Annotated in this window: 18 protein-coding genes; 10 read left to right on the top strand and 8 right to left on the bottom strand. The window is 68.1% G+C overall.

The annotated features are described in order from the left end of the window. Positions 1-115: 115 nt before the first annotated feature. The 9 genes from rpmH to ABZ909_RS04055 all read left to right on the top strand — a co-directional run bounded on the left by rpmH (position 116) and on the right by ABZ909_RS04055 (position 6,858). The gene (gene rpmH / locus ABZ909_RS04095; RefSeq protein ID WP_033085250.1) at positions 116-259 is read left to right on the top strand and encodes a 50S ribosomal protein L34; all 144 of its coding nucleotides are present in this window, start codon (positions 116-118) and stop codon (positions 257-259) included. Positions 260-347: 88 nt separating this feature from the next. Next, entirely contained in the window at positions 348-719 is a 372-nt protein-coding gene (rnpA, locus tag ABZ909_RS04090; protein WP_356996130.1) for a ribonuclease P protein component, read from the top strand. After that, entirely contained in the window at positions 716-1,036 is a 321-nt protein-coding gene (yidD, locus tag ABZ909_RS04085; protein ID WP_356996129.1) for a membrane protein insertion efficiency factor YidD, read from the top strand. Before rnpA ends, yidD begins: the two co-directional genes overlap by 4 nt. A gap of 4 nt (positions 1,037-1,040) precedes the next feature. Beyond that, positions 1,041-2,129: a membrane protein insertase YidC gene (gene yidC, locus ABZ909_RS04080; protein ID WP_356996316.1), complete on the top strand. Its 1,089-nt coding sequence runs from the start codon at positions 1,041-1,043 to the stop codon at positions 2,127-2,129. Positions 2,130-2,159: 30 nt separating this feature from the next. Next, positions 2,160-2,696 (top strand): protein jag, encoded by a 537-nt coding sequence (locus ABZ909_RS04075; protein ID WP_356996128.1) that lies wholly within the window; start codon positions 2,160-2,162, stop codon positions 2,694-2,696. A gap of 157 nt (positions 2,697-2,853) precedes the next feature. Next, complete coding sequence (gene rsmG / locus ABZ909_RS04070; RefSeq protein WP_356996127.1) at positions 2,854-3,591, top strand: 16S rRNA (guanine(527)-N(7))-methyltransferase RsmG; 738 nt, start codon at positions 2,854-2,856, stop codon at positions 3,589-3,591. Positions 3,592-3,887: 296 nt separating this feature from the next. After that, positions 3,888-4,910 carry a ParA family protein gene (locus ABZ909_RS04065; RefSeq protein WP_356996126.1) on the top strand — a complete coding sequence of 341 codons (1,023 nt, stop codon included), beginning with the start codon at positions 3,888-3,890 and terminating at the stop codon, positions 4,908-4,910. Positions 4,911-4,961: 51 nt separating this feature from the next. Beyond that, positions 4,962-5,978 carry a ParB/RepB/Spo0J family partition protein gene (locus ABZ909_RS04060; protein WP_356996125.1) on the top strand — a complete coding sequence of 339 codons (1,017 nt, stop codon included), beginning with the start codon at positions 4,962-4,964 and terminating at the stop codon, positions 5,976-5,978. Positions 5,979-6,138: 160 nt separating this feature from the next. After that, the gene (locus tag ABZ909_RS04055; protein ID WP_356996124.1) at positions 6,139-6,858 is read left to right on the top strand and encodes a GNAT family N-acetyltransferase; all 720 of its coding nucleotides are present in this window, start codon (positions 6,139-6,141) and stop codon (positions 6,856-6,858) included. 102 nt (positions 6,859-6,960) lie between these two features. Here the strand turns inward: ABZ909_RS04055 and ABZ909_RS04050 are convergent, their stop codons facing one another. The 8 genes from ABZ909_RS04050 to ABZ909_RS04015 all read right to left on the bottom strand — a co-directional run bounded on the left by ABZ909_RS04050 (position 6,961) and on the right by ABZ909_RS04015 (position 19,236). Continuing rightward, on the bottom strand, positions 6,961-8,157 hold the full coding sequence (locus ABZ909_RS04050; RefSeq protein ID WP_356996123.1) for an N-acetylmuramoyl-L-alanine amidase: 1,197 nt from the start codon (positions 8,155-8,157) through the stop codon (positions 6,961-6,963). 216 nt (positions 8,158-8,373) lie between these two features. Then, entirely contained in the window at positions 8,374-8,712 is a 339-nt protein-coding gene (gene trxA / locus ABZ909_RS04045; RefSeq protein WP_356996122.1) for a thioredoxin, read from the bottom strand. Between the two features lie 11 nt (positions 8,713-8,723). Next, a complete protein-coding gene (trxB, locus tag ABZ909_RS04040; protein ID WP_356996121.1) occupies positions 8,724-9,707 on the bottom strand; it encodes a thioredoxin-disulfide reductase in 984 nt (327 codons plus the stop codon). 270 nt (positions 9,708-9,977) lie between these two features. Further along, on the bottom strand, positions 9,978-10,889 hold the full coding sequence (locus ABZ909_RS04035) for a hypothetical protein (protein ID WP_356996120.1): 912 nt from the start codon (positions 10,887-10,889) through the stop codon (positions 9,978-9,980). 101 nt (positions 10,890-10,990) lie between these two features. Further along, entirely contained in the window at positions 10,991-11,578 is a 588-nt protein-coding gene (gene sigM, locus ABZ909_RS04030; RefSeq protein WP_356996119.1) for an RNA polymerase sigma factor SigM, read from the bottom strand. Between the two features lie 286 nt (positions 11,579-11,864). Next, the gene (locus tag ABZ909_RS04025) at positions 11,865-15,695 is read right to left on the bottom strand and encodes a murein biosynthesis integral membrane protein MurJ (RefSeq protein WP_356996118.1); all 3,831 of its coding nucleotides are present in this window, start codon (positions 15,693-15,695) and stop codon (positions 11,865-11,867) included. 470 nt (positions 15,696-16,165) lie between these two features. Beyond that, positions 16,166-18,685, bottom strand: a complete 2,520-nt coding sequence (locus tag ABZ909_RS04020; RefSeq protein WP_356996117.1) for a DUF6049 family protein — start codon at positions 18,683-18,685, stop codon at positions 16,166-16,168. Continuing rightward, positions 18,682-19,236 (bottom strand): NUDIX hydrolase, encoded by a 555-nt coding sequence (locus tag ABZ909_RS04015; RefSeq protein WP_356996116.1) that lies wholly within the window; start codon positions 19,234-19,236, stop codon positions 18,682-18,684. Before ABZ909_RS04015 ends, ABZ909_RS04020 begins: the two co-directional genes overlap by 4 nt. Before the next feature lie 210 nt (positions 19,237-19,446). Between ABZ909_RS04015 and ABZ909_RS04010 the strand changes: the two genes are divergently transcribed. Continuing rightward, positions 19,447-20,916 carry a CCA tRNA nucleotidyltransferase gene (locus ABZ909_RS04010; protein ID WP_356996115.1) on the top strand — a complete coding sequence of 490 codons (1,470 nt, stop codon included), beginning with the start codon at positions 19,447-19,449 and terminating at the stop codon, positions 20,914-20,916. The last annotated feature ends 10 nt before the right edge of the window (positions 20,917-20,926 follow it).

Here is a 20,926-nt window from a genome sequence, read left to right as displayed (position 1 = left end):
GCTGCCCGTGCCTACAAGGGTATTGCACCGAGAGACCCAGGTCCCTCGAGAGCACTGTTTCACCGACAAAGCTTCGGGCGTCACCGGATGCCCACCACCTAGAGGAGTGTTGACCGTGGCCAAGGGCAAGCGGACGTTCCAGCCGAACAACCGTCGTCGGGCGCGCGTCCACGGATTCCGTCTTCGGATGCGGACCCGTGCGGGTCGTGCCATCGTCTCGGCGCGCCGTGGCAAGGGCCGCGCCAAGCTCACGGCCTGATTCGGTAACCCCCGGATGCGGCGTCGTATGTGCGACTCGCCGTCCGGTCTCCGGTCCCCCATCCGCCCGCACTCCGCTGGATGCTCAGGTGCTGCCTGAGCCCTACCGGCTGCACCGGCGCATCGACTTTTCCCGGACGGTGCGCCAGGGCCGGCGGATCGGGAGACGGGACCTAGTTGTGCACGTACTGCTACACGACGATCAGTCGAGCGGATCTACCCCGGTCATCCGGGTGGGCGGTCCGCGTTTCGGCTTGATCGTCAGCAAGGCGGTGGGTCCGGCGGTGGTACGCCACCGGGTGGCCCGCCGCCTGCGTCATATCTGCGCAAGCTTGACGGCCGAATTGCCCGGCGGCGCAGACATTGTCATTCGCGCCCTGCCGGGTGCCGCCGGCACGCCCTCCGACGAACTGCTGCGTCAGTTGCACAGCGGTTTGCGCAAGCTCGGCGCTCTCTCATGAACACCCTGCGCGCCGCTGCCCGGATACCGGCCAAAGCTCTGATATTCCTCATCGAGCTGTATCGGACCTATATCTCCCCCACCCGCATGCCGGTGTGCCGATTCACTCCTTCGTGCAGTGAGTACGCGGTGACAGCGCTGCGCACCCGCGGACTGTTCGTCGGGCTCGTACTGACGGCCGTCCGATTGGCGAAATGTGCGCCCTGGCACCCTGGTGGGTGGGACCCCGTACCGGAGCGCAAGCACCGGCACGCGGCATCAGCTTACGAAGGATCATCGCCCGCGGTGACCGGCGATACGAACGACGGGAGTGCATAGCGCCGTGCTCGACTTCATCTATTACCCGGTGTCGGCCATTCTGTGGTTCTGGCACCAGGCATTCGGGTATGTGCTGGGCAAGAACAGCGGATTCGCCTGGGCACTGGCCGTGGTGTTCCTGGTGTTCACTTTGCGGCTCGTGCTCTACAAGCCGTTCGTGAAGCAGGTGCGCACCACCCGGCAGATGCAGGAGTTGCAGCCCCAGATCAAGGAGCTGCAGAAGAAGTACAAGAACGACCGTCAGGAGATGACGGTCCAGATGCAGAAGCTGCAGAAGGAACACGGCTTCAACCCGCTCATGGGCTGTCTGCCGGTGCTGCTGCAGGTTCCGGTGTTCCTGGGTCTGTTCCACGTGCTGCGGTCGTTCAACCGTACCGGTCATGGGATCGGGCAGCTGGGTATGTCGCCCTACGACAATGCGCACACCCCGAACTACATCTTCGGTGTGGGCGACGTCCAGTCCTTCCTGAGCGCCCGGCTCTTCGGCGCTCCCCTGTCGGCCTACATCACCGAGCCCGCCACCGTGCTGCAGTCCTTCGCCGACTACGGCGGCGTGCCGAGCAAGGTGGCCATCGCGGCGGTCTCCATTCCGCTCATGGTGATCGCCGGTATCGCGACCCACATGAACGCCCGCGCCTCGGTGGCCCGCCAGTCGGAGGCGGCGGCGGAGAACCCGCAGGCCGCCATGATGAACAAGCTGGCGCTGTACGTGTTCCCGCTCGGTGTGCTCGTCGGTGGTCCGTTCCTCCCCGTCGCCATCCTGATCTACTGGGTCTCCAACAACATCTGGACCTACGGGCAGCAGCACCTCGTCTTCGGTGGTATCGACAAGGAAGAAAAAGCGAAGAAGCAGGCCGCCCTGGAACGTCGCGCGCAGAACGCCCCGAAGCCGGGCGCCAAGCCGGTCGACGTCCGCAAGAAGCAGGCGGCCGCCAAGGTCGAGGACGCCCCCGCGGGTGCCGTCGAGGACGCTGTCTCCGACGCGCCGCAGGCGTCCCAGAACGGTGCCAAGCCCGCGCCGGGCACGCGGCCGAGCACCGGCAAGAAGCGCTCCGGTAATCGTGGCCGCGCCAACCAGAAGCGGCGTCGCTGAGACTTGCAACTCCAGATGAAGGAAACAACCATGACTGTTGAAACCGACGGAGGGGACCCCACTGTGACGGCTGCGACTGCGGCACCGGACGCCGCGACCGACGCCGAGGAAGCGCTCATCGAAGAGGGTGAGATCGCCGGCGATTACCTCGAGCAGCTGCTGGACGTGCTCGACTTCGACGGCGATATCGACCTCGATGTCGAGGGCGACCGCGCCGTCGTGAGCATCGACGGCGGTAAGGATCTGGCGAAGCTGGTAGGTCGCCGGGGTGAGGTGCTGGATGCGCTCCAGGAGCTGACCCGGCTGGCAGTGCAGCAGGCGACCGGCGTGCGCAGCCGGCTCATGCTGGATGTGGCGGGCTGGCGCGCCAATCGTCGTTCGGAGCTGAGCGCGCTCGGCACCGAGGCCGCCAAGCGCGTGCTGGAAACCGGTGAGCGTGAAGTCCTCGCCCCCATGACCCCGTTCGAGCGAAAGATCGTCCACGATGCCGTGGCCGCTCTCGACGGTGTGGTGAGCGAGAGTGAAGGCGTGGAGCCGAACCGTCGCGTGGTGGTGCTCCCCGCCTGACACGCGGACACGTACGGCAGGGCCCCCGGGTTGCAGAGACCCGGGGGCCCTACGCTTATCTGAAGTCGTCCCCCCGTCGCAATTCGCCACCGTGCGAGGGGGTTCGGGGGCGCGATCCCCGAGAGTCCCGCAGGGTTGGGCAAGTTCGTTCGGAAGGATGTTTCACGTGGAACCTGACACCGAGATGACCGCTCCGGGTCCGGTCGATCCCCCGGCCGCTGCCGCGGTCGTTTTCGGCGATCGTCTCGACAAGGCCCGGCTCTACTACACCGCCCTCGCCACCGCGGGCGTGGAGCGCGGACTGATCGGCCCGCGTGAGGTTCCCCGGCTGTGGGATCGTCACATTCTCAACTGCGCGGTGATCGGTGATCTGATCCCCCACGGCGTGCGGGTGGTCGACATCGGCAGCGGGGCGGGCCTGCCCGGCATCCCGCTCGCCATTGCCCGGCCCGATCTCCGAATCACCTTGGTGGAGCCGCTGCTTCGCCGGACCGTCTTCCTGGCCGAGTTCGTGGCCGAGGCCGGACTCGACAATGTCCTCATTGTGCGCGGCCGGGCCGAGCAGGCCGGCGTGAAGAAGGAGGCGGGCGGCGCGGATATCGTCACCTCCCGCGCGGTCGCTCCCCTGGCGAAGCTTGCGGGGTGGTCCATGCCGTTGGTCCACGAACACGGACGGATGCTGGCGCTCAAGGGAATCAGCGCCGCGGAGGAACTCGAGCGCGATCGCGACGACCTGACCAAGGCGGGCGCGGGGCACGCCGAGGTTCTGGAATGTGGTGCGGGAGTGCTCGAGACGCCGACCTATGTCATCAGTGCCGAGCGCTTGGCGCGTGCCGAGCGCCGCGCGGAGCGCAAGGGCGGAGGTCGCGGGACCGGTCGCCCGAAGCGTCACTGACGAAGCTCGGGCGACTCCGGGGTCGCGATGTTTCATGTGAAACATGAAGCCGGTTGCGATCTTTGAGTGGTTTCACGGGTGAGTTTCCCGGACTCGAGGTGTGTCGCGGTGCGAAGCTGTCCGTTCAACTTCCGTATTGTGTCCACTACTGGCAAGCTAATGAACGTCGAGCGTGAACGACTTCCAGCCGATTCGAGCCAGCCCTCGGTGACAACGCAGCGTCGCGGCCGTTGCTGCCAGGTGCGCGAAATTCTGCTCGGCCATGTGTCTTTGAGTTCTTCGGGTTAGGAGCCTGTATGTCCAACGGTCCGGCGAATGTTTCACGGGAAACAACGTCCCGGGTTCCCGGCATGCTCGATAGCGGTCCCTTCGATACCGACGAGTTCAGCCGTACCCCGTTCGGGAACATCTCCGCTGATACCCCGATTGCCGCCGAGGCGCAACGCGCGAGCCAGGTGCTGTCGGGCACGAATGCCCAGATCCCGCGTCCCAGAGAACAGCGCGTCATCACCATCGCTAACCAGAAGGGCGGCGTGGGCAAGACCACCACGGCCGTGAATCTGGCTGCCGCACTCGCCATTCAGGGCATGCGGGTGCTGGTCATCGACCTCGACCCGCAGGGCAATGCCAGCACCGCTCTCGGCATCGCGCACCACTCGGGTATCCCCTCCAGCTACGAACTCCTCATCGGCGAGTGCTCGATCAGCGATGCCATCCAGCAGAGCCCGCACAATGAACGGCTGCTGTGCATCCCGGCCACCATCGACCTGGCCGGCGCGGAGATCGAGCTCGTCTCCATGGTTGCCCGCGAGGGCCGGCTCAAGGCCGCCATCCAGGAGGCCAACCTCGCCGGGTACGACATCGACTACGTCATGATCGACTGCCCGCCGTCGCTGGGTCTGCTCACCGTCAACGCGATGGTCGCCGCCAAGGAGGTACTGATCCCCATCCAGTGCGAGTACTACGCACTGGAGGGCGTGGGTCAGCTGCTCCGCAATATCGGTCTGGTGCAGGCACACCTGAATCCCGGATTGCACGTCTCCACTGTCGTTCTCACCATGTACGACGGTCGCACCAAGCTCGCCGATCAGGTGGCCGAGGAGGTGCGCTCGCACTTCGGCGACGCGGTGCTGCGCGCGGTCATCCCCCGCAGCGTGAAGGTGTCGGAGGCTCCCGGCTACGGCATGACCGTCCTCGATTACGATCCGGGCTCGCGGGGCGCGATGAGCTACCTCGATGCCGGGCGTGAGATCGCGTCACGCAACTCGGCGCGGCAGACTGCGGCGGCGCCCGTTTCGGACGCACAATCCGGTGTGTAGGTAGATCTCGGTGGTGGTGAACGGTGAACAACGGAAGGGGTCGGTAGGCCGATGAGTCAGGCGAAGAAGGGTGGACTAGGGCGCGGCCTCGCGGCACTGATCCCGACCGGCCCGGCGACCACGCCCGGTGGGCTCGGCAGTGCCGCCGCCAATGTTGTCATCGGTCTCGATCCGGTCGGTCCGCAGCCGGCGTCGGCATACCTGCATCGGGTTCCCGATCCGGTCGAGACTGTCGTCGACGCCACGGACGCGGGTGCGGTCTACCGGGAGATCCCGCCGGAGCAGATCGAGCCGAATCCCAAGCAGCCGCGCACCGTCTTCGAAGATGAGGCGCTGGCCGAACTGGTGCACTCCATCAAGGAATTCGGTCTGATGCAGCCCATCGTGGTGCGTCAGGTCGAGTCCGCACCGGTCCCCCGCTATCAGCTCATCATGGGCGAGCGGCGGTGGCGGGCCAGCCAGGAGGCGGGTCTGCCCGCCATCCCGGCCATCGTGCGTGAGACCGCGGACGACTCCATGCTGCGGGACGCGTTGCTGGAGAACATCCATCGGGTGCAGCTGAACCCGCTCGAAGAGGCGGCCGCCTATCAGCAGCTGCTGGAGGAGTTCGGCGTCACCCACGAGGAACTGGCCTCGCGCATCGGCCGCTCGCGTCCGGTCGTCACCAATATGATTCGCCTGCTGAAGCTTCCGATTCCGGTGCAGCGCCGGGTGGCGGCCGGCGTGCTGTCGGCCGGGCATGCCCGTGCCGTACTGGCCTTGGAGGCGGGGTCCGACGCGCAGGAGGCCCTGGCCGCGCGGATTGTGGCGGAGGGCATGTCGGTCCGGGCCACCGAGGAAGCCGTCACCCTGGCGAACCGGAATCCGGATGCGGCCACTCCCCCGGCGCCCAAACGCAAGCCGCTTCAGATGCCGGGTCTTCAGGACGTGGCGGAGCGGTTGTCGGAGTCCTTCGACACCCGCGTGACGGTCAGTCTGGGCAAGCGCAAGGGCAAGATCACGGTCGAGTTCGGCTCCATCGATGATCTCGAGCGAATTGTCAGTCTCATGGAGCAGTCGAAGCCCTAGAGTGGGTCCACCCCGAGGGTCACAGTGGAAACGTCACTGTGACGTTCGGGTTTATGGCCCTGGAGAGGCGTAAAGCGTTGATCGCTTATTCTTGCTGGCGAGCACTGTGTGATGCGGCGTGAGCGTGGATGAATCAGACAGCTGGAGGCTGAGCAGAGCGGTGTCGACCAGCGTGACCGCACTTACCCTCGGCGGACTCGACAAACTTCCGGCACATGCGCGGCGGTGCGTGTTCTGGGAGATCGATCCGGCCGTGGCAGCGGATTCCCGTAGCTTCAGCGACCCGACCTTCGAGAAGGAGGCCTGGCTCTCCACCGTCATGTTGCAGTGGGGGTCGTGCGGACAGGTCGCAGTGGTGGATGACCGGTCGGCGGGCTGCGCGCTCTATGCGCCGCCCAGCGCGGTGCCGCGCGCTGGCTTATTCCCAACGTCCCCGGTGAGCCCGGATGCGGTGCTGCTGACCACGCTGAGCGCCGAAATGCCCTACCGCGACACCGACATAGCCCTTCAGCTGATTCAGGCCGTGGTGGGCGATCTGGTGCGGCGTGGTGTGCGGGCCATCGAGGCGTTCGGCATTCGGAAGGATCCGCCGACGACCGCGATGCCGGCCATCGGTTCCATGACACTGCGCGAGCGGATCGGCACGCCGGTCCGCTCCCCCGCGCCTGCCCCGTCCGGGTGTTCGCCGGAGCAGTGCATGATCGAGGCCGACTTCCTGGAGGACGTCGGTTTCAAGGTGGTCGCTTCGCATCACCGATTCCCGCGTCTGCGCCTGGAATTGGATCACGAGCACCTGTGGAAGGAAGACGTCGAGCATGCGCTCGATCAGCTCCTCGCGGCGGCCGCGCTGACCATGCCCACCCGCATCGCCACGCGGTAGCCCACCCGCATCGCGGCGCGATGGACCGCGCGGGTTTGCCACCCCCCAACGAAAAACCCCTCCAGCCCATTCGGGCTGGAGGGGTTTGTTTCATGTGAAACATCAGAGCCGGTCTGCGGCCGCCAGTTCCTCGGCGAGCAGTTCGGCGAATGTGTATGTCCCCGTGGGCTGGTCGTCCTGGCCCAGCAGGTACAGCCGCTTGACGGAGATCAGGATGGCCTCGGCGATCACATCGCGCATGCGCGGGTTGGTCAGCACCGAGGAGTCGTAATCACTGGTCAGGTAGCCGATGTCGACCTGGACGGTCGGCATCTTGGTGAGCCGCAGCAGATCCCAGGTGCGGGCGTGGGTCCGGCAGTCCTGCAACGAGGTTCGCGCCACGATCTCGCGTTGGATGAACCCGGCCAGCACCTGTCCGATCATGGACGTGGAGCCGTGCGAGTTGCCGAAGTGGAAGCTGGCCACGCCGCTGGCGGCACCGCTGTCATTGCTGGCGCAACGCAGCGAGATCATCAGGTCGGCGTCGAAGGTGTTGGAGGTCTCGGCCCGCTCGGCATCGGAGGGGTTGGCCCCCCACGGCCGGGACAGGAACGTCTCCATACCGGTTGCGGCCATGCGTCCTTCGAGCCGGCTGGCCAGATCCCAGAGGATCTCCGATTCGTAGACATCACCGAATTCGGTCGGCACCGGCGAGCCCTTGTCTGGTCCACCGAGACCCGGATCGATGACGATGCGCTTACCGGTGAGCTGCGGCCCGGCCCGGTGCACCACCTCTTCCTCGGCGATGCGGTGCGGATTGCCGCCGGTGACGCGGGCACCCAGCAGATCCAGCGAGCGCAGCGTGTCCGGACCGCAGATGCCGTCCGAGGACAGCCCGATCTCGCGCTGGAACGAGGTGAGCGCGTCGTGGGTGTGCGGGCCGAAGTAGCCGTCCACCCGGTGCACATAGAAGCCCAGATCCTGCAGTCGCCGCTGGAGGGTGGCGACATCGTCGCCGTACAGCGGTGCGGACAGCTGGTAGATGAGGGTCCGCGCGCCGAGGCGGTAGGACGCCTCTTTCAGCGCGCGGTAGGTCGCCGGACCGACCACGCCGTCGACCAGGAGTCCGCGGTGCTGCTGGAAGGCACGCACCGCGGAGTCCAGATCATGGCCGAAGGTCGCGTCGGCGTCCTTCCAGTACTCCCCGATCGGACCCGAGGGGTCGCTGTTGGGGTGGGAATGCAGGAATCCGAGGCTTGCCAGGGTGCTCCGAACCTCTGCTACGGCTGGTCCTGTATCGCCGTGACGAAGTCGGTGCATGCGTGAGAGCCCTTTCCTTCCGCCAACCCGGGTACCCATTCATGCGGCGGTTCACACCTACGCACGACCGGAGCGTCGAACGATTGTTTCAGACCCGGACCGAATTTCGGCAACTGTCGAGTGCAGGCATCCTAACCCTGGCGCCTGCGTCAGGGGCCGAAGGAGGCAGCTTGCGTAACCACGCACCCGCTGGCGCCGAAATTCTAGCCAGCGTCGTTAAAGAACTTCTTCCAGTTCGCGCAAGAGGGCAGCTTTGCCCTTCGCGCCGACGATCCGCTTGGTTTCCTTGCCCCCTTGGAACAGGACCATGGTAGGCAACGACATGACGCCGTAGTGGGCCGCGGTCTCGGGGTTGTTGTCGGCGTCCACCTTGGCGATGGTGATCTTGTCCGTGTTGGCGGCGGCGATCTCCTCCAGCACGGGAGCAACCATCTTGCACGGGCCGCACCAGGCCGCCCAGAAGTCCACCAGCACGGGCTTCTCGCTGAGCAATACCTCGTCGGCGAAGGTGGCGTCGGTCACCGTCTTGGTGGCACTGGTCTTGGCGTCGGACATGTACTGCTCCTTCAGTTGTTCACTTCCACCGGCTGACCGGCGTGATCGAGGGTGTTGGTGGTGATGTCACCCTGCTCGGCGAGCCAGCGCTCGGCGTCGATGGCCGCGCGGCAGCCGGTACCGGCGGCGGTGATGGCCTGCCGGTAGGTGTGGTCGACCAGGTCGCCGGCGGCGAAGACGCCCGGCAGCGAGGTGTAGGTGCTCTGGCCCTGGACCAGCACGTAGCCCTCGCCGTCCAGATCGACCTGACCGCGCACCAGTTCGCTGCGCGGGTCGTGGCCGATGGCGACGAACATGCCGGTGGCGGCCAGCTCGGAGGTCTCGCCGGTGCGGGTGTCACGCAGGGTCAGGCTGGTGACCGCGGTATCCCCGTGCACCGCAACGACTTCCGAGTTCAGGACGAAGCGGATCTTGTCGTTGTTCTTGGCCCGCTCCAGCATGATGCGGGAGGCGCGGAACTCCTCGCGGCGGTGGATGATGGTCACCGAGCTGGCGAACTTGGTGAGGAAGGTCGCCTCCTCCATGGCCGAGTCGCCGCCGCCGACCACCACGATGTCCTGGCCCTTGAAGAAGAAGCCGTCACAGGTGGCGCAGGCGCTGACGCCGCGGCCGAGCAGCTCCTGCTCGCCCGGGACGTTCAGGTAGCGCGCCGCGGAGCCCATGGCGAGGATCACAGCGTAGGCCTCGTGGACCTCGCCGCCGACGGTCACCTTCTTGATGGGACCGGTCAGGTCGAGGGCGTCGACGTCCTCGGTGCGGATGTCGGTACCGAAGCGCTTGGCCTGCTCCCGCATCTCCTCCATGAGGTCGGGGCCCATGATGCCCTCGCGAAAGCCCGGGAAGTTCTCGACCTCGGTGGTGGTCATGAGCGCGCCGCCGAACTGGGTGCCCTCGAAGAGCAGCGGTTCCAGTTCCGCTCGGGCGGCATACACCGCGGCGGTGTAGCCGGCCGGACCGGAACCGACGATGATCAGGTCGCGAACAGGCGTGCTCAAGGTGGCCCTCCGAAGCTGTTGTGCAGAATCTCGATCGCTCGAGCGTGAGCGTGTCGGTCAACAACAGCCTAAACGCTGTTGTTCCCGTGTCTGATTGCCCTCCACTTCGCTCCGCGCGGTTCGCGGCCCGGCTCGATTCTTCCTTCCTCCGCTCCTCCGCTTCGCTCCCCGCTCCAAGCGCGGGGAGGCGAAGTGCAGTCCAGAATCGAGCCGGGCCGCGAGCCCTGTGTAGATCTCTACGATGGCTCGGCTCTTGCGGATCGTTTGCCTCTAGCCGATGTCGGCTCGTCCGAGGACCTGGGGATTGCCTGGGCCGCAGCCTGTTCCGAGTACGGCGGCGGTGATTTGCGGGGGTTTCGGTCCGGCTAGGAGGACCAGGACTCCGGGTGCGCCGGAGAACACGACACTGCGGGAGCCGAGTACCTGGCGGTCCAGCCCGGCCGCCTGCAGGCACGCGGCGAGCGCGTTGCCGGCCGCCAGCGGGCCGGTGATGTCGTGGCGGCCCATGGCGGTGAGAACGGCTGTCGGCGCCATGCCCGGGTCCAGGTTGGCGTCGGCGGCCGGTTGGGCGGCCGGGGCCACGGTGTGGGTGCTGACGGCGTCCACGGCCACCACGGCGCCCGCGACCACCGCCGCGGCGGCCGCGGCGACGGTGAGCCAGCGCAGGCGGCGGGAGGGGGTCTCGAGCGGGATGGGCTCGCCGGGATCCGTGTCGTCCTCGGGCGCGGCCCGGGGTTCGGGATCCTCGAGCTCCCGGGGATCGAGCCGGCCGGTGTCGAAGATGGAGCCGTCGAGCACCGGCATGGGGGTGGTGGACGGCGGGGTCGAATGGGTGGATCGGGTGACGAGTGGCGGCGCGACGGGCAGCCGGGTCACGGTGGCCGGGGCCGGGTCCTCGTCGCCGGTGGCGAGGTCTTCGATCATGCGTTCCAGACGGGCGGCCACCTCGGCGGGCATGGGGTGGGCGATGTGGTCGTCGCGGCCGAGGTCGTGCAGGCGATCGTCGACGCGGTCGAGTGAGTGCAGATAGCGCATGGCCTCCGGGTCACGCCGGACCGCGGGCCAGAGCCGCTCGGATTCTTCCGGCGGCAGACTGCCGCCGTGTAGATCGGCGAGCAGTTCGGTGGAGAAGGGCGGCGTAGGTACCGCGGTACCCGCCATTGCTCCTCCGGTGTCCTCCATTGCCCCTCCAGGGCCTCGAGTAGGAAACGCAGACCTGTCTTTGTATCCGACGCAGCGGAACCGTTCAAGGTTCCCCCAATATCGTGATGTTCGAGTGGAATTCAGGTGTTCATCGCATGTCCGGTTTCGGCTTCGTGAAAGTGCGCCGCGAGTCGCCGCCGCCCGCGCGCGCACCGGCTCTTGACGGTGCCTTCCGGAATGCCCAGCAGCGCAGCGGCATCCGCGATGGAGTAGCCCTCGAGCTCGACGGCGACGAGGGCGGTGCGCTGATCGGCGGGCAGGGTGAACAGCGCCGCGTCGACCATCAGGGTGGCCTCCAGGGCCGCGAAATCGTCTCGCGGGCAGCGTGGTTCGTCGGCCGTATCCTCGGACAGGGGTTCGGTCCGGCGCAGCTTGTTGCGGCGGATGCGGTCCAGGCAGGCATTGACCACGATGCGATGCAGCCAGCTGCGCACCTCGGAGTCGCCCCGGAAGGCGCCCGCGGCCTTGTGCACGGACAGCAGGGCGTCCTGGAGCGAGTCGGCGGCGTCCTCGGGGCCGTAGGAGGCGCGTAGTGCGGTCTGCCAGAGATGGTCGCGGTGGCGGCGGAGCAGTTCGGCGAAGGCGTAGGGGGCCCCACCGGCGTGGGCGGTGAGCAGGTCGCGATCGCTGACCTGCCGTGCTTCCACGAGTTCGTGCGCTGACGACAATGCTTCCCCTCAGACCGGCGGGCGCGGCCTGTTCACGGGCCGGGCGTCACCGAGATGTGCGGCTGTCATCCGGGACCGTAGAAGCCGGCGCCCGGGAGCTCCCCTTGCCGAGAGTACGCAAGATCATATCCAAGATAACGATTCGGTAGCAGTGGATTGCGCGAAAAAAGCCCTGGTAGGCGGGCTGTTCGGGCGAATCGGACGGATGATGACCGTCGGAATGTGACGAATCGAAGCAGAAGCTCTGCCGGGTGTCGTCACCGGCAGTGGAACGCGAACCCCCGGACTACGGTGTGGCTTCGAACCGGATCTCGGCGATCGAAGACTGGAACTGGCCCCCGTTGTTGGCCAGTTGGGTGATCCACACCAGCACGTAGCGGGCCGGCTGATCGGCCCGCACCGGAATCTCGGTGGTGCCGTCGCCGAGCACCGCCGACCCGATCAGCTGGGTCTGATCCAGGGTCGGCGCGGCGGTCGGCGAGGTGCGGATCTCGACCTGCGTTCCGGGCGAGGGCGATTCGATGACCACCTTGGTCAGCTTGCTGGGGCTGCCCAGGGTGGTCAGCACGCCCACGCCCTTCTTCAGGGCCGGGAACTGCTGGAAGTAGGCGTCGGTGCGCCAGGTGGTGGCCGGGTTGTTGTCCAGCACCGCCGCGACGCTGCCGACATTGTCCGGGGTGCCCTCCGGGGAGAACACCGTGGCGCCCGTGACCGGCACCGGCACCCCGCCGGTGGCGGGCGCACTGGCCGGGGCCTGGGACGCGCCGGGGCCGGGCGGCGTCGTCACCGAGGTGGTGAGGCCGATATTGCGCTGTTCGTTGAGCGGTGCGTTGGAGGAGCCGGGCGCGAAGACGCTCAGCAGCCACCAGATGATGACGCCGACCACCAGCGCGGCCAGCACGCCCAGACCGACCAGGATCCACATCATCCGCTGCGAACGTTCCTTCTCCGCGGCGAGCAGTTCCGGATCGGCGAGGGTCTCGTCGGGTGCGCTGGGCGGCTTCTGGCCCAGGCGCAGCACCGGGATGAAGTCGGTCTTCTGGTCCACCACCGACGCCTGCTCCAGCACGTGCTGGACGGTGGCGGCGGTGCGCACGCCCTTGTTGGACTCCAGCGACCGCACCGCGACCGCGGAGATCTCGAAGGGCACCTCGGGCCGAATGGTCCTGGGCTCCACCGGCGTTCCGTCCGGGCCGAAGTCGGCCAGCGGCAGGCCGCCGACGGTGGCCGCGCTGCCGGAGATGCCGCCGACCCGGATCGGCCAGTGCGCGGTCATGAGCGCGTAGAGCATGGCACCCAGGCCCCGCACGTCGGACTGGGCGTCCGAATCGGACAGCGTGCCGGGGAAGGCCAGCACGGCATCACCGGCGGCGCTGATGCGTACCCGGTCCGGATGGTCGATGGACAGTGAACCGCCACCACGGTGCGCCATTTCGGCCGCGGCCGCCAGCGCCCGGACGGCGCGCGCGGCGCCGATCGGCGACGGCACGGTCTCGGCCATCTCCTTGAGCGAGCGGCCGGGGGTCCACTCGGCTACCACGATGCCGCCGGACGAACCGCGCACCACGTCCAGTACGCGGGCCAGACCGGGCGAGTTGATCCGGCCCAGGCGCAGCGTGCGCGACAGGATGGCCTGCGGCCCATCGTGTCCGGAGTTGTCGGTGGCCTGCTGATCGGCGTCGACGAAGGTGAGCGCGACCTCGCGGTCCAGTTTCACATCGAGGGCCTGCCAGAACTTCAGCCCGCGCGCGCCGCCGTGGCTGGCCAGCAGCCGGTACCGGCCGCCCGCCACGGACGCGCCGGGCGTCAGCTTGGGGCCGCGCTGGATGCGCTTGCTCGGCGATTCCACCCGCATGGGCGGCATCTGCGGCGAGATGGCCTCGTACACACCGGTTTCGGGACCGGCGTGGTCCTCCTTCTCCGGTAGGTGCTCGGGTTCCTCGTGGTCGCCGGGTCCGCCGGAGCGTGCCGCGGATTCGGCTCGGCCACCGGGCTTTCCGCCGGCCGCGCCGGAGGGAGGGGTGTCCGTGGAGAGCCCGCCGCCCGCGGCCGTTGCGGATTCGGCGGCCGGGACACCGCCCGCCGCATCGTCGCTCACCCTCGTTCCTCCTTCGCCCTGGTATGTCGAAGACCGATGTATCGGAGCCGGAACCGCTGCGCCGGCATCCGAAGTCGTGCGGAAGCCGCCGTCCGGTGTCCGTGCACTGTCCGGCGTGCCGCGGGGGCTGTCCGCGGACATGCTGGTCTGGGCAGTTGCGCTTGCCTGCCGAACAGGGTACGGGAACTCGGTCTTTTCGGTGAGTTCAACCGCATCGGGCCGGATGACGGGCAGCACCATGGTCTGCGCGTCGAGGTACGGATCGAAGCGGTAGTAGTACGGTGCGTTACGCAGGTCCGGTTTGGGCAGCAGCGTGGTCTCGTGGATGTCCTCGAGCGGGGTGCCGTCGAGGTCGAGATCCGGTGCGGGCGGGGTGATGCCGAGCCGGCGTGAGACCGCGACGGTGATGGCCACGATCTCGGGAATGCCGAGCAGGCGCATCAGGCCGAATGCCACGCCGAACATGACGATGGCGGTGAGGCCGACCCGCACCAGCGAGCCGAATCCGCCGAAGCTGTCCGAAAGCCGGTGCAGGCCCAACACCTTGTCCACGATGAGCAGGACCGCACCACCAGCCAGCGAAGCCAGCACCACGCGGGTGATGGTCTGGCCGACATTCGCCATGCGCAGATCGCCGAGGCTGCGGTGCAGCAGCCAGCCACCGATGACCGCGCCGGTGACGAAGCCGAGGCCGCGGGCCACGCCGAGGGCGATGACCACATTGTCCGGTGAGACGAGAACCGGTGCGAGCGCGGACAGGGTGATCTGCACGCTGGTGATGCCGAGAATGATCCAGGTGGGTGTCCACGCCTGTTCACGCGCATAGAAGACGCGCAGGTGAATCAGCACCAGCGCGTACGGGATCAGGTTGAACGCCGACCAGGACACCGCCTCGCCGAGTCGCGCGGCGTCGCCGCCGAAGCGACCGTAACCATAGATCGCCTCGCCGATCTGGGGTCCGGCGAAGGTGAGGAAGGTGACGATGGGGACCAGCGCGATCATGGTCAGCCGGGTTGCCGCGCCGAGATCGTCCACCACCGCCGGTGTGTCGTCGGCGGCCGCGTTGCGGCTCAGCCGCGGCATGATCGCGGTCAGTAGGGTCACGCCGAGCACACCCCATGGCAATTGCAGTAGCAGCCAGGCGTTCTGGTAGATGGTCGGACCTGCGACATCGGCGTGCGACGAGATGCGCAGCGTGAAACTGAAACCGATCTGGCTGATCAGGACATAGAGGACGATGGCCGCGGCCATGCCGCCGAACTGCTTGAGGCGCGCATCCATCCCCCACAGCGGCCGTAGATCGATGCCCTGCCTGCGGATCGCGGGCAGCAGCGTCGCCACCTGGACCGCCACGCCGAGCGTGGTGCCGATACCGAGTAGCAGCAGCTTCGGTTCGCCCATTCGAACCGGATCCAGAGTGATCTCACCCGGGGTCAGTGCATACAGGCCCAGAACCACCAGAGCGACGCAGTTGTTGAGGACGGGCGCCCAGGCGCCGGGCTTGAACACCTGATGGGTGTTCAAGATCGCCATGAGCAGTGCGGACATTCCGTACAGCAGCACCGCGGGGACCAGCATGAAGGTCAGCGCGGTGGTGAGCCCGGAATTGACCTTGCTGTCGGAGGCGAGGAAGACGTGCTTGGTCAGGACCGGTGTGAGGATCAGCGCGAGTACCGTGCCGGTGCCGAGGACGGCGAGCGCCGTGGTGAACAGGCGGCGCACGAAGGCCGCTCCGCCATCCGCATCCTCGCGCTCGGCCCGGACCAGGGTGGGAACCACGATCGCGGTCAGCACCGCGCCGAGTAGCAGCTCCGAGATCATGTTCGGGATGGAGCTGGCGATGGTGAAGGCACTGGCGATGGCGGGGCCGAGCACGGTCAGCAGTAGTGCCTGCTTGGCGAAACCGGTGATGCGGCTGATCAGGGTCGCGATGGCCAGGGACCCGGTGTCCCGGACCAGTTTGGCGTTCGAGTTGTCCGGCTTCTCCTCCACCTGTGCGACGGTCCCGGTGCGCGGCATCGCCTGGCGTTGTGGACCGGTCGACGGAGCCTGCCGCTGTGGACCGGTCGACGGACTCGGGCGCGGGTTCGAGATCGGCGGTGTCGGGTATCGCTGTGGGCCGGGGCCCTGCGGGCGGTTGCCTTCGCCGCCGGGGTGTCCCCAGTGGTAGCGCTCTTCGGCCGGGACGCGCCCGCCCGCCATGGGATCGGGTCGTCCCTGCTGGGGGCGGGGGCGGTGCATGATGGGCCCGGATTCGCCGGGCCGCGGCACCTGCCGCTGTGGACCGGACGGCTGTCCCGGATACGGCTGGCCAGGATATCCCTGCGGATTACCGGGAACCGCCCGCTGCTGTCCGGAGGCTGGGCCCTGCGGCCCGCGCGGGCCGGGGCGGGGAGCGCCGCGTTCCCACGGCGCCGATGGTGTGCGCCGCGGCGGCGGCCCGTCGGGTCCCTCTGGTCGGCCGGATGAGCGCGGCCCGCCGTACTCGCTCACCGTGCCTCCTGTCGTTTCTTGTCCCGCTTACCCACGTGCCCCGCACTGTTGTCCCCGCCTCTGGGTTCGGGTTCGAACCCTTCGTCGGCCGGGTCGGACTGTCCGCGGAAGCGGTGCCAGAGCCGGCGGCCGACCAGCAGGAGCAGCAGCGCACAGGCGCACGCTGTAATTATTGCCAACACCTGACCGTAGGCGTTGGACCGCACCGATACCGATACGGCATTGCCGAGCGGCACCCCGTCGGATGTGGTAAGCGCGATGGGAATGACCAGGTTTCGGCTGTCGGACACCTCGGTGGGGATCTGGAAGGATCGATTCCCCTTGGCGGGCAGCTGCTGTTCGCCGATATCAGTGATGTTCGTCTCGGCCGGCGCGTCGATCTTGAAGCGCACCCGGATGGCCACCGGCAGGTCATTGCGGGCCACCAGCAGCAGCGGACTCTGCTCGGAGGCCAGGGTGTAGACACCGCCGGGCGGCAGCACCGTCACCGAACCGTAGAGATTGTCCATGGTTTTGGTGGTCTGGTCGAGCCGGCGCTGGGCGTTGGTGTCCGCCGCGGCGGCCCCGGCCCGCCGGTCGGACAGCGAGAGCACCCGGATCAGGTCGTCGCGCAGCGGGGTGAGGAAGGCGCGCGGGCTGAGCTCCTGCTGCGGCACGTCCACCAGCGCGCTCATCAGCTCGGTGATGCGCTGGGCCTGCTGGTGCACCGGTTCGGCGAAGTGTGCGGGTACCGCGTCGTCGGTGGCCCCGCTCGGGTAGTCGAGCTCGTAACCCTGCGGATCCGGCTGCTGCGCAACCAGATCGGTGAACGGCCGCGGTGTGGCCAGGCCGTTCTTGACCAGCAGGTCCAGTTGCCCCAGCACGGTGGAGGCCTCGTCCCGGTTGGCGCCCCACTGCTGCGGCGGCATCAGCAGCGCCGAGCGCGGGCGGCCGGGTTCCGGGTTGAGCGCGGTCCAGGTCATGGCCCCGAGCGCGTCCTGCAGTCGGGCGGCGCGGGAGTCGTTGGTGACGTCGTAGCGGACCTTGTCGGGGGTGAAAGGCGGTGTGGGTGGATTGGATCCGATGGCGGCGAGGGCGGTCGCGGCCCAGATGTCGAAGGTGGCGGCGTGCAGTGTGGCGGGCACGGGCGGCGGGGTCGCGCCGGCGGCAGGCGGCAGGGCGACGTCGGCGAGGTTCACCACGTCGGGGGTCCCGGGTTCGGGGGCGGCGCCGCCCGGCGGGGTCTTGGCGGCGGTGAAGTTGGCGCGGTTGTCGCCGGTGGTCACGGCATTGTCGGCGAGCACGGTGGTGGTGAAGCCGTGGTGCGCGAACAGGGTGGCGCCGTCGGTGTCGACGGTCCCGGCGTCCGGAATGGCCACGCCGCGCACCGATTTCACCGCGAGCAGGGAGTCGATCAGGTCGGCGGGCGCGTTGAGCGCGCGATCGGCCAGCGTGACATCGCCGGCGGCGGCCAGCGCGCTCGGGTCGACCTGCGCGAACGGCAGTGCCACCACACACATTCCGGGTGCGAGGGCGCGCAGCCGTTCCAGCCACGCCTTGGCGGCGTGGCTGCCGGTGCCGGAGCGGGTGGGCCCGTCCGGATCCGAGGGGCTGGCGAGCACCCGGTAGTCCCTCGTCATGTCGGACACGGTGATGAGCAGGTCCGGGTCCACGGCCAGGCAGAGCGCGTTGACGAGGTTGCGGTCGCGCCCGCTGTCGGGTTTGACCACGCTCTCCAGGGCCGACAGCAACTGGTCGAGGCGTCCGCCCTGCGCGAGTGAGGCGGCCAGGTCGTCGTCGGTGAGCAGCGCCTGCCCGTCGGGGGTGCCGGGCCGTCCGGCGACCAGGCGGGGCCGGTCGGCCAGCGGCCACAGCATGGTGGCGGCCACCGGTGGGGCGTCGACGGCGGGCGGAGCGGCCGGTGCGAGCGCGCGTTTGGGGTCGGTGCCGGGGACGCCGAGTACTGGCAGCAGGAAGCGGGCGTCGTCGAGGCGGGCCTGCCCGCCGTACGCGGGCTGGCCGTTCACATTGAGCAGCAGCGGATAGACGCCGGGCGCGGCGATGTCGAGCGATGAGATGCCGCTGGGCAGATCGGTTCCCGCGTGCAGCGCGACGGTGAGGCTGAACTGTTTGCGCTGCCCCGGGGTCAATTGGTCCGAGACGTCCTGGAATTCGCCGTTGATGTCGTAGTTGACCTGGTCCAGGCGCAGGGTGGAGCGCAGCCCGCTGGGGTTGGTGACGGCCGCGCCGCGCTGGATGCGGATGCTGACGTCGTCCACCGGCCGGTCGCCGATATTGGTGACGGTGCCCGACACCACGAAGTAGGGGTCGCTGGCGGCGGTGATGGCGGTGGGCGTCACCGAATCCAGGGACAGCTTCAGGAATTTCGGTCCGCTCGGCTGTCCGCTGCCGCTGCCGGTGGGTTCGGCGGCGGCAATGGGTGTGCCGATTCCGGGTCCGATTCCCAGCGTCGTGAGCACCGCCAGCATTACCGCGGCGAGTGAAAGCAGCGTGCGCTGCGATCCCGCACGCGTCATTGTCTGCCGTTCTCCATCCGGTCGATCAGCCGGTTGGCGACCTCGGCCAGCCTGCGTTCGTCAGCGTAGGCGAGCCGGGAGTCCAGTTCGCTCAAGGGAACCCAGGCCACCTTGGTGACCTCGACGTCGGCGTCGGAGAGCTCACCACCGAGTGAGCGCATCAGATAGTGGTGCACGGTCTTGTGTACCCGCCGGCCCTCGGTGACGAACCAGTAATCGATGCTGCCGAGTTCGGCGACCACGGTGCCGTGGATGCCGGTCTCCTCCTGCACCTCGCGAATGGCCGTCTGCTCGGCGGTCTCGCCCTCTTCGATGTGGCCCTTGGGCAACGACCAGAGCAGTCGTCCGCGCCGGTCGGTGCGTCCGATGAGGGCGGCGCAGCGTTTCTCGCTGGGGCCGTCGAGGCCGTCCACCACCAGTCCGCCCGCGGAGGTTTCGCGGACCGTGCGCATGCGGGGCTTGGCCGCACCGGTGGATTTCGCCGCATTACCGGCCGAACCACGCCGCCGGGGCTGGCGGCGTCGACTGTTCGCGCGATCGGCCGGGGACACCGCGTCAGTCTATAGGTGAAGGCGGCCGCACCCGCCCCAGCGCGGTAGCTCCTATATATACAGAGCTCTCATAGCAGGTAGATACCGCTCGCCGGGCGGCACGCCGGCCCCGTCCGGGGGGTCGGGGGCGAAGCCGCCGAGGTCTGCTTCCCGGGGGTTCGGGGGGCGGAGCCCCTGAGAGCTATCGAGAGTTGGGTAGGCTCCCTTTTCGTGGTTTCGCCGAAGTCCGAGGAAGCAGCCGTGGAGGATCGCCGTACTCGCCTGCTGGCGGCGGCCGCGATAACGCTGGGACGGCTCTCGGATGTCCTGACTCCGCTGGGTGAACTGTTCGCCGCGCACGGTCATCAGCTGTATCTGGTCGGCGGCAGTGTGCGTGACGCGGTGCTCGGCCGGCTGGGCACCGATCTGGACTTCACCACCGACGCCCGCCCCGAGGTGGTGCAGGAGCTGATGCGCGGCTGGGCCGATCACCTGTGGGACACCGGCGGTCTGGCCTTCGGCACGGTGAGCGCGTCCAAGTCCGGGCAGCAGTTGGAGATCACCACCTTCCGCAGCGACGCCTACGACCGCGTATCTCGCAATCCGGAGGTCACCTTCGGCGACACCCTCGAGGGTGATCTGGTGCGCCGCGATTTCACGGTCAACGCCATGGCGGTGCGCATCGGCGCGCTGGGCGAGCTGGAGTTCGTGGATCCGCTGCACGGCGTCGAGGCGCTGCTGGCCGGGGTGCTGGATACGCCTGCGCTGCCGCATGATTCGTTCCAGGACGACCCGCTGCGCATGCTGCGCGCCGCGCGCTTCGTCTCGCAGCTGGGTTTCCGGCTGGCGCCGCGGGTTCGGGAGGCGATCGTCGAGATGGCCCCGGAGATCGATCGCATCACAGCCGAACGGGTACGGGCGGAGCTGGACAAGCTGATCGGCGGCGAATACCCGACCGAGGGCATCGACATCATGGTCGAGACCGGCCTGGCCGAACGGGTGCTACCGGAGGTTCCGGCCATGCAGCTGGAGATCGACGAGCACCATCAGCACAAGGACGTCTACCAGCACTCGCTGACCGTGCTGCGCCAGGCCATCGACCAGGAGCAGGGCGATCCGGATCTGGTGTTGCGCTGGGCCGCCCTGCTGCATGACATCGGCAAGCCGCCGACCAAGCGCAATGAGCCCGGCGGCGGGGTCAGCTTCCACCATCACGAGGTGGTGGGCGCGAAGATGGTGCGAAAGCGCATGCGCGCCTTGAAGTATCCGAAGCAGTTCACCGAGGACGTGGCGCGGCTGGTGTACCTGCATCTGCGTTTCCACGGCTACGGCAAGGGGCAGTGGACCGATTCGGCGGTGCGCCGCTACGTGACCGACGGCGGGGAGCTGCTCTCCCGTCTGCACAAGCTGGTCCGCGCCGACTGCACCACCCGCAACAAGCGCCGCGCCGCCGCCCTGCGTTCGACCTACGACGAGCTGGAGACCCGGATCGAACGCCTGCGGGAGCAGGAGGATCTGGAGCGGGTGCGCCCGGATCTGGATGGCAATTCGATCATGGAGTTGCTGGACCTGAAGCCGGGACCGGATGTCGGCAAGGCGTGGCGTTTCCTGAAGGAACTGCGCCTGGACCGTGGTCCGATGACCCGTGAAGAGGCCGAGGCGGCCCTGCTCGAATGGTGGCCGACGCAGCAGGTTCGATAGCCCGGAGTGG

Source organism: Nocardia sp. NPDC046763 (genome assembly GCF_040645495.1).
Lineage (GTDB): Bacteria > Actinomycetota > Actinomycetes > Mycobacteriales > Mycobacteriaceae > Nocardia.
Note: the sequence above shows the minus strand (reverse complement) of the source record. Positions and strands in the feature narration are given on the sequence as shown.

Coding starts and splice junctions, on each gene's coding strand:
- ABZ909_RS04035 (WP_356996120.1), bottom strand. CDS start 10,889: ATGGAGGACACCGGAGGAGCAATGGCGGGTACCGCGGTACCTACGCCG.
- trxA (WP_356996122.1), bottom strand. CDS start 8,712: ATGTCCGACGCCAAGACCAGTGCCACCAAGACGGTGACCGACGCCACC.
- ABZ909_RS04065 (WP_356996126.1), top strand. CDS start 3,888: ATGTCCAACGGTCCGGCGAATGTTTCACGGGAAACAACGTCCCGGGTT.
- rsmG (WP_356996127.1), top strand. CDS start 2,854: ATGTTTCACGTGGAACCTGACACCGAGATGACCGCTCCGGGTCCGGTC.
- ABZ909_RS04025 (WP_356996118.1), bottom strand. CDS start 15,695: ATGCCGCGCACCGGGACCGTCGCACAGGTGGAGGAGAAGCCGGACAAC.
- ABZ909_RS04075 (WP_356996128.1), top strand. CDS start 2,160: ATGACTGTTGAAACCGACGGAGGGGACCCCACTGTGACGGCTGCGACT.
- ABZ909_RS04050 (WP_356996123.1), bottom strand. CDS start 8,157: ATGCACCGACTTCGTCACGGCGATACAGGACCAGCCGTAGCAGAGGTT.
- ABZ909_RS04020 (WP_356996117.1), bottom strand. CDS start 18,685: ATGACGCGTGCGGGATCGCAGCGCACGCTGCTTTCACTCGCCGCGGTA.
- yidD (WP_356996129.1), top strand. CDS start 716: ATGAACACCCTGCGCGCCGCTGCCCGGATACCGGCCAAAGCTCTGATA.
- ABZ909_RS04060 (WP_356996125.1), top strand. CDS start 4,962: ATGAGTCAGGCGAAGAAGGGTGGACTAGGGCGCGGCCTCGCGGCACTG.